This window comes from Caballeronia sp. ATUFL_F1_KS4A, from assembly GCF_023630905.1.
Classification (GTDB): domain Bacteria; phylum Pseudomonadota; class Gammaproteobacteria; order Burkholderiales; family Burkholderiaceae; genus Caballeronia; species Caballeronia zhejiangensis.
In genome coordinates this window covers 224,539-239,115 of the sequence record NZ_JALQEB010000003.1, presented here as the reverse complement: position 1 = coordinate 239,115, position 14,577 = coordinate 224,539, and the positions used below count along the sequence as shown (strand labels likewise).

Here is a 14,577-nt window from a genome sequence, read left to right as displayed (position 1 = left end):
CATAGCCCTTGCTGCCGCCTTGGCCCGCACAACCGTCTAACGCACACTGGAGGAAGCCGCGCATGAGCATGATCGAAGAATTCAAGAACTTCGCCCTGAAGGGCAACGTCATGGACCTCGCGGTCGGCGTCATCATCGGCGGCGCATTCTCGACGATCGTCAATTCCGTCGTCAAAGATCTGATCATGCCGGTGGTCGGCCTCGCCACCGGCGGCCTGGACTTTTCGAACCTGTTCGTCCGGCTCGGGCCGATACCGCCAACGTTCAAAGGCAATCCCGATTCGTACAAGGACTTGCAGACCGCGGGCGTCGCCGTATTCGGCTATGGCTCGTTCATCACCACGCTGATCAACTTCATCATTCTCGCGTTCATCATCTTTCTGATGGTCAAGTTCATCAACAATCTGCGCAAGCCGGCCGAAGCCGCGCCGCCGCCCGCGACGCCCGAAGACGTGCTGCTGCTGCGCGAGATTCGCGACGAACTCAAGAACGCACCGCGCGTCTAGCCGGGCAAACCCGCTCGCATCGCAGCGGAACCCGCACGGCGCGGGCGGGTCTGCCTGATTGGCCACCCTATCCCCTTGGTGCGCCCACCCGCTTTTTTCTTCATGAAAGCTGTTCGCGTGGGGTGCAGCAGGACTATTATTGAGATAGATGCTCTGAGGGAAGCCAAGCGGGCCGCCAAACGGTCGTCGGCACGAATCGTGCGCCAGGAAGGAGCAGCGGCTCTTGCCGTTGCTAAAAACGAATGGCCCGATTCACCGTGACCTAATCACATCGATGCGCTATAAAAGATCGACGTGCGGCGCGCAAGACGGGAGTGGCCGCATGAGGACGCTGCGTTTCTTGCAATTCTTTTTCAGGCGAGTTTTTATGTCCTTCCCGAAAAAGCGTAAGCGCGTGAAGGCTGATGGCGACGAGTCTTTTCTCGCCGTGCTTCGGCATTTCAAGCCATTTGGTCAGCTAGACACCAAGATCGCCAGGGCTCGCGCCCAGGATGAACCGGTGCTGTACGCACATGTGTTGCCGGGACTCGATGTCCTTCTGTGCAGCGTGCGAGGCGCCCAGCCGCCCTACCCGGCGATCGACGAGCTGCACAGGCGTTGTGTCGAATCCATCACCAACGCGCTCGAACAGCCGCTCGACGGACTCGAGAACGGCGGTTACTGGTACGAGGGGAACGGTTTCGGTTTCCTTGTATTCGCGAGCCGCGCCCGCGCCCAGATCCTGAGCGAATTCGGCGCGACGGTTTCGGCGCGCAGGCGTCGCGGCACGCGCCGTCAGGACGCAGGCGACGCCGCTTCGCGACCGCTGCGCTGATCCTGCGCGGACCTCCCTGGTTTCTGCCGATGCACGCGGGCCTCGCTGACGAGGCTCGTGCGCCGAGCGCGCTTCGCGCAAACCCCGACTACTCCCGCACGCGTTCCTGTCCTTTAATGGAAGCCACGCGCGAAAGCGTGATGGCGCGTGCCTTGCTGCATCGGTATTCGAAGCATCTTGCGACGCCACGCGTCGCATCGCTCTGACCGATCCACCACACTACAAGGAGAACACCATGTCGGAACACGTCTACAAGCAGATCGAACTGACCGGCTCGTCGCCGCAGTCGAGCGATGACGCCGTGCGCGTCGCGCTCGAGAAGGCGTCGAAAACGCTGCGCAACATGCACTGGTTCGAAGTGGTGGAAACGCGCGGGCACATCGAGGACGGCAAGATCCTGCACTGGCAGGTGACGATCAAGGTGGGACTGCGTATCGATTGATGCGCGTGGCTCATCGCATGAAAAAACCGCGCTTCGTTTTGCAACGAAGCGCGGTTTTACATTGCGGCGAGCGAACGATGCGCGCTTACTTCGGCAGCGAGCCGTCCACGCCTTCGACGTACCAGTTGATGCGCTGCAGTTCCGGGTCGGTCAGCGTCTTGCCGGCCGGCACCTTCTCCGCGCCCGACTGATCCTTGATCGGACCGCTGAACACATCCCACTTGCCTGCGTGCAACTCGTCACGCTTCGCGGAGATCGCCTGCACTGCCTTCGCGGGAATCGCGCCGGTATTCAGGTCTTCGAGATCCACGGCCTTCTGCGGAATGCCGAGCCATACCGGATCGTTCTTCCACTTGCCGTCGATCACCTTCTGGATCACGTCGTTGTAATACACGCCCCAATGCGCGACGACCGAGCCCAAATGCGCGCTCGGGCCGAACTTCTTCATGTTCGAATCCCAGCCGAACGCGAAGACTTTCTTCTCGGCGGCGGTGTTGAGCGTCGCGTTCGAATCGGTGTTCTGCAGCAGGACGTCGGCACCCTGGCCGATCAGCGTTTCGGCTGCCTGCTTTTCCTTGCCCGGATCGAACCAGCTATTGATCCAGATGACCTTCGTGTGGACCTTCGGGTTCACGGAGCGCGCGCCCATTGTGTACGCGTTGATGTTGCGCACCACTTCCGGGATCGGCACCGACGCGACGAAGCCGAGCGTGTTCGTCTTCGTCACGTAGCCCGCGGCGACGCCCGCGAGATACGCGCCCTGATACATGCGCACGTCATACGTGCCGAAGTTCTTCGCCTTCTTGAAGCCGGTGGCCGTCAGGAAAATGGTGTCCGGAAAATCCTTCGCGACCTTCAGCGCGAAATCCTGATAGCCGAAGCTCGTCGCGAAGATGACCTTGTTGCCCTTGTTCGCGAGATCGCGGAACACGCGTTCCGAGTCCGCCGATTCCGGCACGTTCTCGACGCGCGTGATCTTGATCTTGCTGCCGTACTTCGCTTCGGCCTCCTTGCTGCCGGCGTCGTGCGCGAAGGTCCAGCCTGCATCGCCCGGATTGCCGAGATAGACGAACGCGACGCCCGGCGCATCCGCCGCCTGCGCGCTCAAGGCCGCGACGGTGGCGGACAGTGCGACCGTAGCGGTGATCGCCTTCAGCCATGGTTTATTCATTGTGATTCTCCTGGTCGATGTTGTGTGTCAAACGAATTGCTTTGGCCCGCATCAGTGTGGTCGGTCAAAAATGAGAACGGAACCGCGATGCTGCACGCGAACAACAGCGGCATCAGCTCGCCGCGAAGAACGGCTTGCCGAGCGATGCGGGCGCGTTGAGCCTGATCGTGTTCGGGTTACGCGAGATGAGCACGAGCACGACGATCGTCGCGATATACGGCAGCATCGCGAGAAATTGCGTCGGCACCGGGACGCCGATCGCCTGCGCGTAGAACTGCAGCGCCATCACCGCGCCGAACAGCAACGCGCCGATGAGCAGCCGGCCCGGGCGCCACGTCGCGAACACGACGAGCGCGAGCGCGATCCAGCCGCGCCCCGACGTCAGTTGCTCTTGCCAGACGTGCAGATAGACGATCGAGTAATAGCCGCCCGCGATGCCGGCCATCGCGCCGCCGAAGAGCGTCGCGCCGTAGCGCACGCCGACGACCGGAAAGCCGACCGAATGCGCGACCGCCGGCGATTCGCCGACCGAGCGCAGCACGAGCCCCGCCCGCGTCTTGTAGAGGAACCAGCCGATCACCGCGAACATGATGAACGCGAGATAGCCGAGCGGCGTGAGCGAGAAGATCGCCGGGCCGAGCACCGGAATGCTCGACAGCCCGGGAATCGGCATCACGTCGATGGTCGAGCGTACCGCCGCCGACGTATAGGGCTTGCCGACATACGCCGAAAAGCCGATGCCGAAGATGGTCAGCGAGAGGCCCGTCGCGACCTGATTCGCGAGCATCGTGATGGTGAGAAAGCCGAAGAGCAGCGCCATCGCGAGCCCGGCGAACACCGACGCGACGATGCCGAGCCACGGGCTGCCCGTGATCGCGGTGACGGCGTAGCCGGTGACGGCGCCCATCAGCATCATGCCTTCGACGCCGAGATTCAGTACGCCGGATTTTTCCGCGACGAGTTCGCCCGCGCCCGCGTACATCAGCGGGATGGCGGCGATCACGGCGCTCGAAGCGAGATTGCTGGCTTGATTGATGTCCATGTTTTTCTCGACCTCGTTAAGCGGCGTGATGTGCAGGCGTCCTGCGCTTGATGCGGAAATTCACGAACAGATCGCAACCGAGCAGGCAGAACAGCAGCAAGCCCTGAAACACGCCCGCGAGCGCTTGCGGCAATTGCAGCGACGTCTGCACCGCTTCGCCGCCGAGATAAAGCAGCGCCATCAGCAGACTGGCGAGCACGATGCCGACCGGATGCAGACGCCCCACGAACACGACGATGATCGCCGTGAAGCCGTAGCCCGGCGACCAGCCCGCCTGAAGCTGGCCGATCGGACCGGCCACTTCGCCCATGCCCGCGAGACCCGCGAGGCCGCCGGAAAGCAGGAGCGAGGTCCAGATCGTCTTCTTGTCGGAGAACCCGGCGTAGCGCGCGGCGAGCGGCGCGAGACCGCCGACGTTCATCCGGAAGCCCGCGAAGCTCTTGCGCATGAAGAGCCACACGCAGGGAATCGCGATCGCCGTCAGAAACACCGACGCGTTGATGCGCGTGCCCTTCAGCCATGTCCAGTGCCAGTCGCCGTAGAGACGCGGGAAGAGCGCGTCGTCGCCGAACATCGCCGAGATCGGGAAGTTCATGCCTTCCGGATCGCGCCACGGACCGCTCACGAGATAGATGAGCAACTGCGTCGCGACGTAGGTGAGCATCAGGCTCGTCAGGATTTCGTTCGTGTTGAAGCGGCTCTTGAGCAGCGCGGGAATGCCCGCCCACACCATTCCGCCGACGATGCCGCCCACCATCATCAGCGGCAGCGTCCACCAGCCGGAAGCATCGCCGACATGGACCGCGATGCCGCCCGCGACGATGCCGCCGAGCAGCATCTGCCCTTCCGCGCCGATGTTCCACACGTTCGCGCGATAGCCGACCGCGAGCCCGAGCCCGATCAGGCACAGCGGCGACGCCTTGAGCACGAGCTCCGACCAGCCGTTGATGCTGGAGAGCGGCTCGATGAAGAACGCATGCATCGCGCGCAGCGGATCCTGTCCGACGAGGCTGAAAATCAGAAAGCCGATGACGAGCGTCGCGACGGCGGCGACCACCGGCACCGCGAGCTGCATGACGCGCGAGGGCGCCGGACGCGCTTCGAGTCGATAAGGGAAGATCATCGTTCTTTTAGTGCTTCTGAAGAGAGTCGGATTCGACGGCGGGCGCGGGCTTGCCTTCGAAGAGGCCGGCCATGAAGAGGCCGATCTCCTCCGCATTGGTTTCGCTCGTCTTGCGCACCGGCGAGAGCTTGCCGCGCGCGATGACGGCGAGCCGGTCGCAGATATCGAAGAGTTCTTCCAGTTCTTCCGAAATCACGAGAATCGCGACGCCGCGCGCGGACAGATCGAGCAGTTGCTGGCGGATGAAACCCGCCGCGCCGACATCGACGCCCCAAGTCGGCTGCGCGACCACGAGCACTTTCGGCTCCTGCAGAATCTCGCGTCCGACGATGAATTTCTGCAAGTTGCCGCCGGAGAGACTTTGCGCGAGCGCATCGCTGCCGCCGCAACGCACGTCGAACGACTTGATGCAGCGTTCCGCGAATGCCTTGACCGTGCCCGCCTTGATCCAGCCGCCGCGCACCATGTTTTCGCGATGCGCGGTGAGCAGGCCGTTATCGGTGAGCGACATCGCCGGGACCGCGCCGCGGCCGAGCCGCTCCTCCGGCACGAACGCGAAGCCGAGCCGCCGGCGGCCGCCCGCGGTGAGACGCGCGGCGGGCTTGCCGCAGATCGACACGGCATCGGCGGCGACGTGTTTATCGCGGATTTCGCCCGATAGCGCCGCGAGCAACTCCGCCTGTCCGTTCCCCGACACGCCCGCGATCCCGAAAATCTCGCCCGCGTGCACCCCGAACGAGACGTTGTCGAGCGACGTGCCGAACGGGTCCGGACTCGCGACCGACAGATTTTTCACCGCAAGGCGCACGTCGCCGGGATTGTGTTCGCGGCGCGTGTAGTCGGGCAGCGAATGGCCCACCATCAGTTGCGCGAGCGACGCATGCGTCTCCTTGCGCGGATCGACGTTGCCGGTCACGCGACCGCCGCGCATCACGGTGGCGTTTTCGCACAGCGACTGTATTTCGTCGAGCTTGTGGCTGATGTAGAGAATGCTGCAGCCCTCGGACGCGAGGCGGCGCAGCACCTTGAAAAGCTTCTGCACGGCTTGCGGCGTAAGGACGGACGTCGGCTCGTCCATGATGAGCAGCCGCGGATTCTGCAGGAGGCATCGCACGATCTCGACGCGCTGCCGTTCGCCGACGGTCAGGCTGTGGACGTGGCGCTGCGGATCGACATCGAGGCCATAGTCCTTAGACACATCGCGGATGCGCTTGCCGAGCGCCTTCATGTCGAACTTTTCGTCGAGCGCGAGCGCGATGTTTTCGGCGACGGTCAGCGTCTCGAACAGCGAAAAGTGCTGAAAGACCATGCCGATGCCGAGTTTGCGCGCGGCGGCCGGGCTGCCGATCTCGACCGCCTCGCCCTGCCAGCGGATCTCGCCTTCATCCGGGCGCACCGCGCCGTAGATGATTTTCATCAGCGTGGATTTGCCCGCGCCGTTCTCGCCGAGCACGGCGTGGATTTCGCCCGGCATGACGACGAGATTCACGCCGTCGTTCGCCTTGACCGACGGATACTGCTTGCTGATTCCGGACAACGCCAGGCGCGGTGGCGTCGTCGACGTGGAGATGGCGTCGCCCATTGAGATCCAGAGATGCGCCCGGCCACCGAGCAGGCCGGGCTGGAAAAAGTTACCGCTCGAGAGCGCAAGACAGCGTGATGTCGCACGAACTCATATCGCGGGCAGAATTTACAGAAATCGAGACGCTAAGTCGATAACTCAAAATTATGTGTTGCGCCCCGCAAACCCAGGCATCGCGGGTAACTCACATCTTGACGAATTTTTTGCAACATATTAAAAACGATATGTCGCACCCCTGCGTCGATCAGCCAAAACATATAGTGGAGATAACATGAGTCAGCAACGCGAGGCGATCGATACTTACTTATTGCGCGTCTTGCATACCCTCCTGATGGAACGCAGCGTGACGCGTGCGGCCGTCAAGCTCAATCAGTCGCAACCCGCCATCAGCGCTGCCTTGCGGCGCTTGCGCGACATCACCGGCGACCCGCTTCTCGTGCGCGGCAAGTCCGGCATGGTGCCGACCGAATATGGCCTGCGCCTGCTCGAACCGACGCAGAACGCGCTGCGTGAAATCGAGCGCATCAAGGTTCAGCAGCATAATTTCGACCCGTCCACTTCGGTGCGGTGCTATCGGATCGGCTGTCCGGATTATCTGAACGTGCTGTTCGTGCCGACTGTCGTCGAGCGCTTCAGGCAGGCCGCGCCGAACGCCACGCTCGAATTTCATTCGCTCGGTCCGGCGTTCGATTACGAACTCGCGCTGGAGGACGGCAAACTCGATATCGTCGTCGGCAACTGGCCGGAGCCGCCCGAACAGTTGCATCTTTCCAATCTGTTCGTCGACAAGATCGTGTGTCTCGTCAGCAATACGCATCCTTTCGCGAAGCGCGGCGGGCTTACGCTCGATCAGTACCTGAACGCGCCGCATCTCGCGCCGACGCCCTATTCCGTCGGGCAGCGCGGCGCGATCGACGTGCATCTCGCGCGGGAACGGTTGAAGCGTCATGTCGTCGTTACGTTGCCGTACTTCAATCTCGCGCCTTACGTGTTGATCAAGTCGGATCTCGTGTTTACGACGACGCGGCTGTTCGCGGACCATTACGCGCGGTTCTTGCCGCTGGCAGTCGTGCCCGCGCCGCTCGATTTTCCGCCGATGCAGTATTACCAGTTGTGGCATGAGCGGTGTCATTATTCGGATGAAGTGCGATGGTTGCGGGGGCTCGTCGCCGAGGCGACGCGGTCGTTGATCGATCAGCCTTAACGCTTTCCTTGCTCGTTCGTGAAACCTGTGTTCGCGTCGGTCTATTAGCGTTGCCCCGGTGCGAAAAGACCGACGCGAACACAGGTTTCACGCAACGCCCCAAGAAAGATCAAGAGCCCGAAGAAGCAGCCTGAACCAAGTCCCGCGCCAGACGATTGTGGCGCTCCACGACCGCGCCTAGATCCACCGTCGCAAGCACCCCATCCTTCACCACGATCTTCCCGTCGATAACACTGGTCGACACCTGCGACGGAGCACAGAACACCAACGCAGCGACAGGATCAGAAAGCCCCCCGGCAAACGCGACCTGCGAGAGGTCGAAGGACACAAAATCCGCCGCCATGCCCGGCGCAAGCGCCCCGATATCATCGCGATTGAGCACCCTCGCGCCCCCGAGCGTCGCAATTTCCAGCGCCTCGCGCGCAGTCATCGCATCCGGCCCGAACCCAACGCGTTGCAGGAGCAAAGCCTGCCGCACTTCCGCGACCATCTGCGCGCCATCGTTCGACGCCGACCCATCCACGCCGATACCCACCGGCACGCCCGCATCGCGCATCGCGCGAATCGGCGCGATCCCGGACGCGAGCCGCATGTTCGAGCACGGGCAATGCGCGACACCCGTCCCTGTGCGCGCAAAAAGCTCGATGCCCGCCTTGTCGAGCTGCACGCAGTGCGCGTGCCACACGTCATGCCCGACCCAGCCGAGATCCTCCGCATATTCCGCCGGCGTCATGCCGAATTTCTCGCGGCTATACGCGACGTCGTTCACGTTCTCGGCCAGATGCGTGTGCAGCGACACGCCGTATTCGCGCGCGAGCAGCGCCGCATCGCGCATCAATTCGCGGCTCACCGAAAACGGCGAACAAGGCGCGACCACCACGCGCAGCATCGCGTAACGGCCTTCGTCGTGATACGTCTCGATCAGGCGTTGCGAATCCTTCAGAATCGCATCCTCCTTTTCGACGACCGAATCGGGCGGCAAGCCGCCATCCTTTTGTCCGACGCTCATGCTCCCGCGCGCCGCGTGAAACCGCATGCCGATCTCGCGCGCCGCCGCGATGCTGTCGTCGAGCCGGCTGCCGTTCGGATAGATATACAAATGATCGCTCGACGTCGTGCATCCGGACAGCAGCAGTTCGGCCATCGCGGTCTGGGTCGAGACATGGATCATTTCGGGCGTCAGATGCGCCCAGATCCTGTAGAGATTCGTGAGCCAGCCGAAAAGCTCGGCGTTCTGCGCGGCGGGAATCGCGCGCGTGAGGCTCTGATACATGTGATGGTGCGTGTTGACGAGGCCCGGAATCACGAGATGACCGCGCATGTCGAGTACGTCGTCGGCGGATTGCGGAAGTTCGCTCGTCGGCCCGACCTGCACGATGCGATTGCCCTCGATATACATGCCGCCATCGGCGATTTCGCGGCGCGCTTCGTCCATCGTGACGAGCATGTGGGCGTTCTTGACCAGAAGACTGCGTGGCATAAGCTAACTCTCTCCAGAGACAGTTGGGAAACCAGTGAAAAGCCCCGGTTACCCAGCGTCTGCCGCCGTCTTCGGGACGCGGCAAATATCCATGGATATTGCGCGCACCGCTACTGTCCGCAGCCAAAAAATCGGACGCAATCAAGCGGCAGTCATAGTCATCTTCACGGCGGCAATATATTCCCGATTATTGGCGCGGGTAGCATCGGCAAAAAGCGATTCCGAGCGCGTGCGTCTTGCTTACGCGACGCTGTCATGCGTCAGGCATTATCTTTCCTATCGCGGCCGCACAGCGCGTCTCGAATTCCTACAATGCTGTACACGGCGCGCATCTGAAACGCCGACGGGTATGTAGCCACTGACGTGGAGCCTCGATCCGCCGCAGACGCACCTCGAGTAATCAGGTGCCGAATTTCGGATCGATGCGCAAAGCCGGATCTCGCACAACTCAAGGAAACTGCGAATGGGCAAGCTCACTACCCACGTCCTCGACACCGCGCACGGCCGCCCGGGCGCGAACCTCAAAGTCGAGCTATTCGCGCTCAACGGCGACGCCCGCCGCGCGATCAAGACCATCCACACGAACGACGACGGCCGCGCCGATGCGCCGCTGCTCGAAGGCGCCGACTTCGAAACCGGCGAATACGAACTCGTGTTCCACGCAGGCGACTACTTCGCCGCGCTCGGCGTGAAAGTGCCCGAGCCGCGCTTCGTCGATCGCGTCGTGCTGCGCTTCGGCATCGCGGATGCTTCGTCGCACTATCACGTTCCGCTGCTCGTGTCGCCGTGGGCGTACAGCACCTATCGCGGAAGCTGAGCGGCAGCCAAAACATCGCTTGAACCCCACAAGCACATAACGAATCGGTAGTGGAGGAGTACATGGAAGGCTTTGTCACCGACTGGCTCAATCTCGTATTGCGCTGTCTGCACGTCATCGTCGCGATCGCGTGGATCGGCGAATCGTTCTATTTCGTCGCGCTGGACAACAGTTTGAAACCGCCAACCGACCCGAACGCGCGCCGGCGCGGCGTGTTCGGCGATTTCTGGCACGTTCACGGCGGCGGTTTCTATCACATGCAGAAGTATTCCGTCGCGCCGCAGGACATGCCGGAAAACCTGCACTGGTCGTTCTGGCCGTCGTACACGACGTGGATGTCGGGCTTCGGCCTCTTCTTCGTGCTGTATCTGATGGCGCCGAGCACGTATCTCATCGACAAGAGCGTGCTCGACATGGGTCCGGTGGTCGCCGTATCGGCCGCGCTCGGCTTTCTGATGGCCGGCTGGATCGTGTACGACACGCTGTGCCGCGTGCTCGGCACCAACGACAAGCTGCTCGGCATCTGCGTCGGCATCTATGTGCTGATCGCTGCGTTCATCGCGTGCCATGTGTTCGCGGGCCGCGCGGCGTATCTGATCACCGGCGCGATGATCGCGACGATCATGTCGGCGAACGTGTTCTTCGTCATCATTCCGGGCCAGCGCAAGATGGTCGCCGCGATGCTCAAGGGCGAAACGCCGAACGCGATCTACGGCAAGCGCGGTAAGCAGCGCTCCGTGCACAACACGTACTTCACGTTGCCGGTGGTGTTCGCGATGCTGTCGAACCACTACGCGATGACCTACACGCACAAGTACAACTGGCTGATCCTCGTGCTCATCATGCTGGCGGGGGCGCTGATTCGCCAGTTCTTCGTGATGCGCCATCGCGGCCAGGTGCTGTGGTACATGCCGGTCGCGGGTCTCGTGCTGGTGCTCGGCGCGTTCGCGTGGACGATGCCCGCACCTTCGGTGCCCGTCGCCCAGGCCGCAGGCGCGCCGACGATCAAGGTCTCCGACATTCAGCCGATCATCCAGCAGCGTTGCGCGACGTGCCACTCCGCGCATCCGACGATGATGGGCAGCGCACCCGCCGGCGTCCTGCTCGATACGCCCGCGGAAATCAAGCAGAATGCGCAGCGCGTGCATCAGCAGGCCGTGACGCTGAAGGCGATGCCGCTCGGCAACGTCACGCAAATGACGGATGCGGAGCGTCAGAAGGTGGCGGCGTGGTTTGCAGGCGGCGCTGTCGAATAAGCTTGCCGCTGCGCGCAATGAAATGCCCCGCTTCGTTCGGAAGCGGGGCATTTTTCATTCGACCTTCAACGTGCGAAGTAATCCTTCACCGCGCGAACGACCGTGTCGATATCGGCGCGCGACACATCGCGATGCGTGACGAAGCGCGACGCATAGAGCATCTGCGTGAGGATGCCGCGCTCCTTCAGAAAGGCTTCGAGCCGCGCGCAATGCGCCTCGGGAATCTGCGCGAAGACCATGTTCGTCGCGTGCGACTGAATCTTGATGCCATCGATCTGTGCGAGGCCGGCGGCGAGATGCGCGGCGTTGTCGTGGTCTTGCGCGAGGCCATCGACGTGATGATCGAGCGCATACAGACACGCCGCCGCCAGCACGCCCGACTGGCGCATGCCGCCGCCGAGCACCTTGCGCCAGCGGCTCGCGACATCGATCAATGCCTTCGATCCGACCAGCACCGAACCGACCGGCGCGCCCAGCCCCTTCGAGAAGCAGACGGAAACCGAGTCGAACGGCGCGCACAGTTCGCCGACTGGTTTGTCCGATGCCACCGCCGCATTGAATACGCGCGCGCCGTCGAGATGCGTCGACAGACCGCGACTGCGCGCGAGTTGCGTCGCCTCCGCGACATAAGACGCCGGCAGCACCTTCCCGCCGATGGTGTTTTCGAGCGCGAGCAGACGCGTGCGCGCGAAGTGATTGTCGATCGGCTTGATCGCCGCCGCGATCTTGTCGAGCGGCAAGGCGCCGTCGGGCGCGTTTTCGATCGGCTGCGGCTGGATGCTGCCGAGCACCGCCGCGCCGCCGCCTTCGTACTTGTACGTGTGCGCCTGCTGGCCGACGATGTATTCGTCGCCGCGCGCGCAATGCGCCATCAACGCCGCGAGGTTGCTCTGCGTGCCGCTCGGAAAGAACAGGCCCGCTTCCTTGCCCGTGCGCTCCGCGAGCCTGCCTTGCAATTCGATGACGGTCGGGTCGTCGCCCCAGACATCGTCGCCGACTTTGGCCGCGGTCATCGCGGCGAGCATCGGCTGACTGGGACGGGTGACGGTGTCGCTGCGAAGATCGATCATGCGTGGTTCCTTGTTTCAGGCTCGTCTGGGCCGACTATCTTAGCCGTTCGATAAAGAGCGCGCCCCGAAACGCGAAAGGCCGGCGCGCCCGCACCGGCCTTTCGATACGCGATAACGACGCGCCGCTTACGGTTCCACGACGTTGAAGTCGTTGTCGACCTGTTCGAGCGCGCCGAGCAGCGACTTGAACGCGTCGAGATCGCCCGTGACGCGGATCTGACCTTCGCGCAGTGCGCCCGCGAAGCCGGTTTCGCCGCAGAGGATCAGATTCAGCGTCTCGCGCGTCATGTCGATCTGCGCGTGCGGCGGCAACGCAGACGGCAGCGCAGACCACGTCAGCGCGCCGTGCTGCAGATTCACGGAGAAGCGCTTGTCGACATCGCTGAAACGCCAGTCGAAGCGCGCAGTCAGATTCTGTGCCTTCAGCCCGTCGATACGCACCGCCAGATAGTCGAAGAACATGTCTTCGGTGATCGCGCACACCATGTCGCGGCTGCGGCTCGCGAACTGCGTCGCCGCGCGATGCCCTTCCCGCAACTCGCGCGCACCCAGAAGGAACGCATTGCGCCACGTCGCCGATTCGGCCTGATAGCCCATCTGCTCCAGCGCCGCCGCGCCCAGTGCGCGCGCTTCGAGCAACTGCGGCTGCGCGAACACGAGATGATTCATCACCTGAGCGACCCAGCGATATTCGCCCTTGCCGAAGTCCCGGCGCGCGCGTTCGAGCACGGCATCCGCGCCGCCCATGTACTCGACGTAGCGCGGCGCCGCCAGTTCCGGCGGCAGCGCGTGCAGATTCGACGGATTGCCGTCGTACCAGCTCAGATACTGCTGATAGATGGCCTTCACGTTGTGCGACACCGTGCCGTAATAGCCGCGCGCGTGCCACAGCGCGTGAAGCGAATCGGGAAGGCGCATGACCTCCGCGATCTCGGCCGCGTTCATGCCGCGATTCATCATGCGTACGGTCTGATCGTGCAGATACTTGTAAAGATCGCGCTGTGCTTCGAGATATCCGGCGATACGCTCGCGGCCCCAAGTCGGCCAGTTGTGCTGCGCGAACACGACATCCGCGTGGCGTCCGAAGCGCTCCAGCGATTCGCCCAGATAGCGCGCCCAGCGTTGCGCATTGCGCACGTTCGCGCCGCGCAGCGGACACAGATTGTGCAGCGAGCGCGTGCCGTTCTCCGCGAGATTGAGCGCGCGCTCCTGCGGGAAGTAAAAATGCATTTCGGCGGGCGCTTCGCTTTCCGGCGTCAGCTGGAAAACGATCTCGACGCCGTCGATGACATGCGTCTCCAGCGGCTCCCGAATGAGCTGCGTCGGCGGAATCAGCGTGATCGTGCCGCGCGGCATGGTCTTGCCCATGCCGGCATCGATCTGGCAGCACGCGTTGCGCGCGAGCGTGTGGCCGAACTGGAACTGCGCGCGGCGCGCCATCGCCGGGCCGGCCATCACGTTTTCCGAAACCGCCTCTTCCATGAACCCGGCCGGCGCGATGATCGCCGTGCGCCCGGCCTGCACATCCGCGTCATTCGTGACGCCGCGCACGCCGCCGAAATGATCCGCGTGGCTATGGCTGTAGATGACGGCCACGACCGGACGCTTCGGCCGATGCGCGCAATAGAGCGCGAGCGCGGCCTCGGCGGTTTCCTTGCATGTCAGCGGATCGATGACGATGAGCCCGCTGTCGCCCTCGATGAACGTGACGTTCGAGACGTCGAAACCCCGCACCTGATAAATGCGCTCCGTCACCTTGAAAAGGCCGTGCAGCGAATTGATGCGGGCGTGACGCCACAGCGACGGATGCGCGGTGTCGGGCGCCTCGGGCTCGTTCAGAAAGGCGTAGTCCGCGAGGCTCCAGACGAGCTGGCCATATGCGCCGCGCACCTCGGCGTCCGGCACCGTGCCGATGAATCCGCGCCGCGCGTCCGCTTCCTCGTCGGGATCGTCGGGAGGCAGTTCGTGCAGCGCGCGCTCGTGCTCCGCGCGCGTCGCCGCGGTCGCCGGCAGCGACGGCGGATAAGGTTTCGGCAGCGCCTGTGTGTCACCGTTTTGCATGCGATGTTC

Annotated in this window: 13 protein-coding genes; 6 read left to right on the top strand and 7 right to left on the bottom strand. The window is 63.2% G+C overall.

Features of this window, described 5'->3' with window-relative positions:
• Positions 1-62 precede the first annotated feature (62 nt).
• The 3 genes from mscL to NCS03_RS06640 all read left to right on the top strand — a co-directional run bounded on the left by mscL (position 63) and on the right by NCS03_RS06640 (position 1,762).
• On the top strand, positions 63-506 hold the full coding sequence (gene mscL, locus NCS03_RS06650) for a large conductance mechanosensitive channel protein MscL (protein WP_008349984.1): 444 nt from the start codon (positions 63-65) through the stop codon (positions 504-506).
• Positions 507-828: 322 nt separating this feature from the next.
• Positions 829-1,320 (top strand): hypothetical protein, encoded by a 492-nt coding sequence (locus NCS03_RS06645; protein ID WP_008349986.1) that lies wholly within the window; start codon positions 829-831, stop codon positions 1,318-1,320.
• Positions 1,321-1,555: 235 nt separating this feature from the next.
• On the top strand, positions 1,556-1,762 hold the full coding sequence (locus NCS03_RS06640; RefSeq protein ID WP_008349988.1) for a dodecin: 207 nt from the start codon (positions 1,556-1,558) through the stop codon (positions 1,760-1,762).
• An 85-nt stretch (positions 1,763-1,847) separates the two neighbouring features.
• Here NCS03_RS06640 and NCS03_RS06635 read toward each other — a convergent pair whose 3' ends face one another.
• The 4 genes from NCS03_RS06635 to NCS03_RS06620 form a co-directional block, all read right to left on the bottom strand.
• On the bottom strand, positions 1,848-2,933 hold the full coding sequence (locus NCS03_RS06635) for a BMP family ABC transporter substrate-binding protein (RefSeq protein ID WP_008349990.1): 1,086 nt from the start codon (positions 2,931-2,933) through the stop codon (positions 1,848-1,850).
• 112 nt (positions 2,934-3,045) lie between these two features.
• Positions 3,046-3,975, bottom strand: a complete 930-nt coding sequence (locus NCS03_RS06630) for an ABC transporter permease (RefSeq protein WP_008349992.1) — start codon at positions 3,973-3,975, stop codon at positions 3,046-3,048.
• Between the two features lie 16 nt (positions 3,976-3,991).
• Positions 3,992-5,098: an ABC transporter permease gene (locus NCS03_RS06625; RefSeq protein WP_008349994.1), complete on the bottom strand. Its 1,107-nt coding sequence runs from the start codon at positions 5,096-5,098 to the stop codon at positions 3,992-3,994.
• A gap of 7 nt (positions 5,099-5,105) precedes the next feature.
• Positions 5,106-6,680 (bottom strand): ABC transporter ATP-binding protein, encoded by a 1,575-nt coding sequence (locus NCS03_RS06620; protein ID WP_250528952.1) that lies wholly within the window; start codon positions 6,678-6,680, stop codon positions 5,106-5,108.
• Positions 6,681-6,951: 271 nt separating this feature from the next.
• Here NCS03_RS06620 and NCS03_RS06615 point away from each other — a divergent pair, with 271 nt between their 5' ends.
• Positions 6,952-7,884, top strand: a complete 933-nt coding sequence (locus tag NCS03_RS06615; RefSeq protein WP_008349998.1) for a LysR substrate-binding domain-containing protein — start codon at positions 6,952-6,954, stop codon at positions 7,882-7,884.
• Between the two features lie 109 nt (positions 7,885-7,993).
• Here NCS03_RS06615 and NCS03_RS06610 read toward each other — a convergent pair whose 3' ends face one another.
• Complete coding sequence (locus NCS03_RS06610; RefSeq protein ID WP_033537253.1) at positions 7,994-9,364, bottom strand: 8-oxoguanine deaminase; 1,371 nt, start codon at positions 9,362-9,364, stop codon at positions 7,994-7,996.
• Between the two features lie 463 nt (positions 9,365-9,827).
• Between NCS03_RS06610 and uraH the strand changes: the two genes are divergently transcribed.
• Positions 9,828-10,181, top strand: coding sequence for a hydroxyisourate hydrolase (gene uraH, locus NCS03_RS06605; protein ID WP_008350002.1), 354 nt, complete (start codon positions 9,828-9,830; stop codon positions 10,179-10,181).
• A 62-nt stretch (positions 10,182-10,243) separates the two neighbouring features.
• Positions 10,244-11,437: a urate hydroxylase PuuD gene (locus NCS03_RS06600; protein WP_008350004.1), complete on the top strand. Its 1,194-nt coding sequence runs from the start codon at positions 10,244-10,246 to the stop codon at positions 11,435-11,437.
• Between the two features lie 65 nt (positions 11,438-11,502).
• Here the strand turns inward: NCS03_RS06600 and ltaE are convergent, their stop codons facing one another.
• Positions 11,503-12,507, bottom strand: a complete 1,005-nt coding sequence (gene ltaE, locus NCS03_RS06595; RefSeq protein ID WP_008350005.1) for a low-specificity L-threonine aldolase — start codon at positions 12,505-12,507, stop codon at positions 11,503-11,505.
• 126 nt (positions 12,508-12,633) lie between these two features.
• Positions 12,634-14,568 carry an alkyl/aryl-sulfatase gene (locus NCS03_RS06590; RefSeq protein WP_250528951.1) on the bottom strand — a complete coding sequence of 645 codons (1,935 nt, stop codon included), beginning with the start codon at positions 14,566-14,568 and terminating at the stop codon, positions 12,634-12,636.
• Between the last annotated feature and the right edge of the window lie 9 nt (positions 14,569-14,577).

What these genes read in the sequence shown, in the direction of transcription:
- NCS03_RS06620 (WP_250528952.1), bottom strand. Translation starts at nt 6,680, where the DNA reads ATGGGCGACGCCATCTCCACGTCGACGACGCCACCGCGCCTGGCGTTG.
- ltaE (WP_008350005.1), bottom strand. Translation starts at nt 12,507, where the DNA reads ATGATCGATCTTCGCAGCGACACCGTCACCCGTCCCAGTCAGCCGATG.
- NCS03_RS06640 (WP_008349988.1), top strand. Translation starts at nt 1,556, where the DNA reads ATGTCGGAACACGTCTACAAGCAGATCGAACTGACCGGCTCGTCGCCG.
- NCS03_RS06635 (WP_008349990.1), bottom strand. Translation starts at nt 2,933, where the DNA reads ATGAATAAACCATGGCTGAAGGCGATCACCGCTACGGTCGCACTGTCC.
- NCS03_RS06600 (WP_008350004.1), top strand. Translation starts at nt 10,244, where the DNA reads ATGGAAGGCTTTGTCACCGACTGGCTCAATCTCGTATTGCGCTGTCTG.
- NCS03_RS06645 (WP_008349986.1), top strand. Translation starts at nt 829, where the DNA reads ATGAGGACGCTGCGTTTCTTGCAATTCTTTTTCAGGCGAGTTTTTATG.
- uraH (WP_008350002.1), top strand. Translation starts at nt 9,828, where the DNA reads ATGGGCAAGCTCACTACCCACGTCCTCGACACCGCGCACGGCCGCCCG.
- NCS03_RS06610 (WP_033537253.1), bottom strand. Translation starts at nt 9,364, where the DNA reads ATGCCACGCAGTCTTCTGGTCAAGAACGCCCACATGCTCGTCACGATG.
- NCS03_RS06615 (WP_008349998.1), top strand. Translation starts at nt 6,952, where the DNA reads ATGAGTCAGCAACGCGAGGCGATCGATACTTACTTATTGCGCGTCTTG.
- mscL (WP_008349984.1), top strand. Translation starts at nt 63, where the DNA reads ATGAGCATGATCGAAGAATTCAAGAACTTCGCCCTGAAGGGCAACGTC.
- NCS03_RS06625 (WP_008349994.1), bottom strand. Translation starts at nt 5,098, where the DNA reads ATGATCTTCCCTTATCGACTCGAAGCGCGTCCGGCGCCCTCGCGCGTC.
- NCS03_RS06590 (WP_250528951.1), bottom strand. Translation starts at nt 14,568, where the DNA reads ATGCAAAACGGTGACACACAGGCGCTGCCGAAACCTTATCCGCCGTCG.
- NCS03_RS06630 (WP_008349992.1), bottom strand. Translation starts at nt 3,975, where the DNA reads ATGGACATCAATCAAGCCAGCAATCTCGCTTCGAGCGCCGTGATCGCC.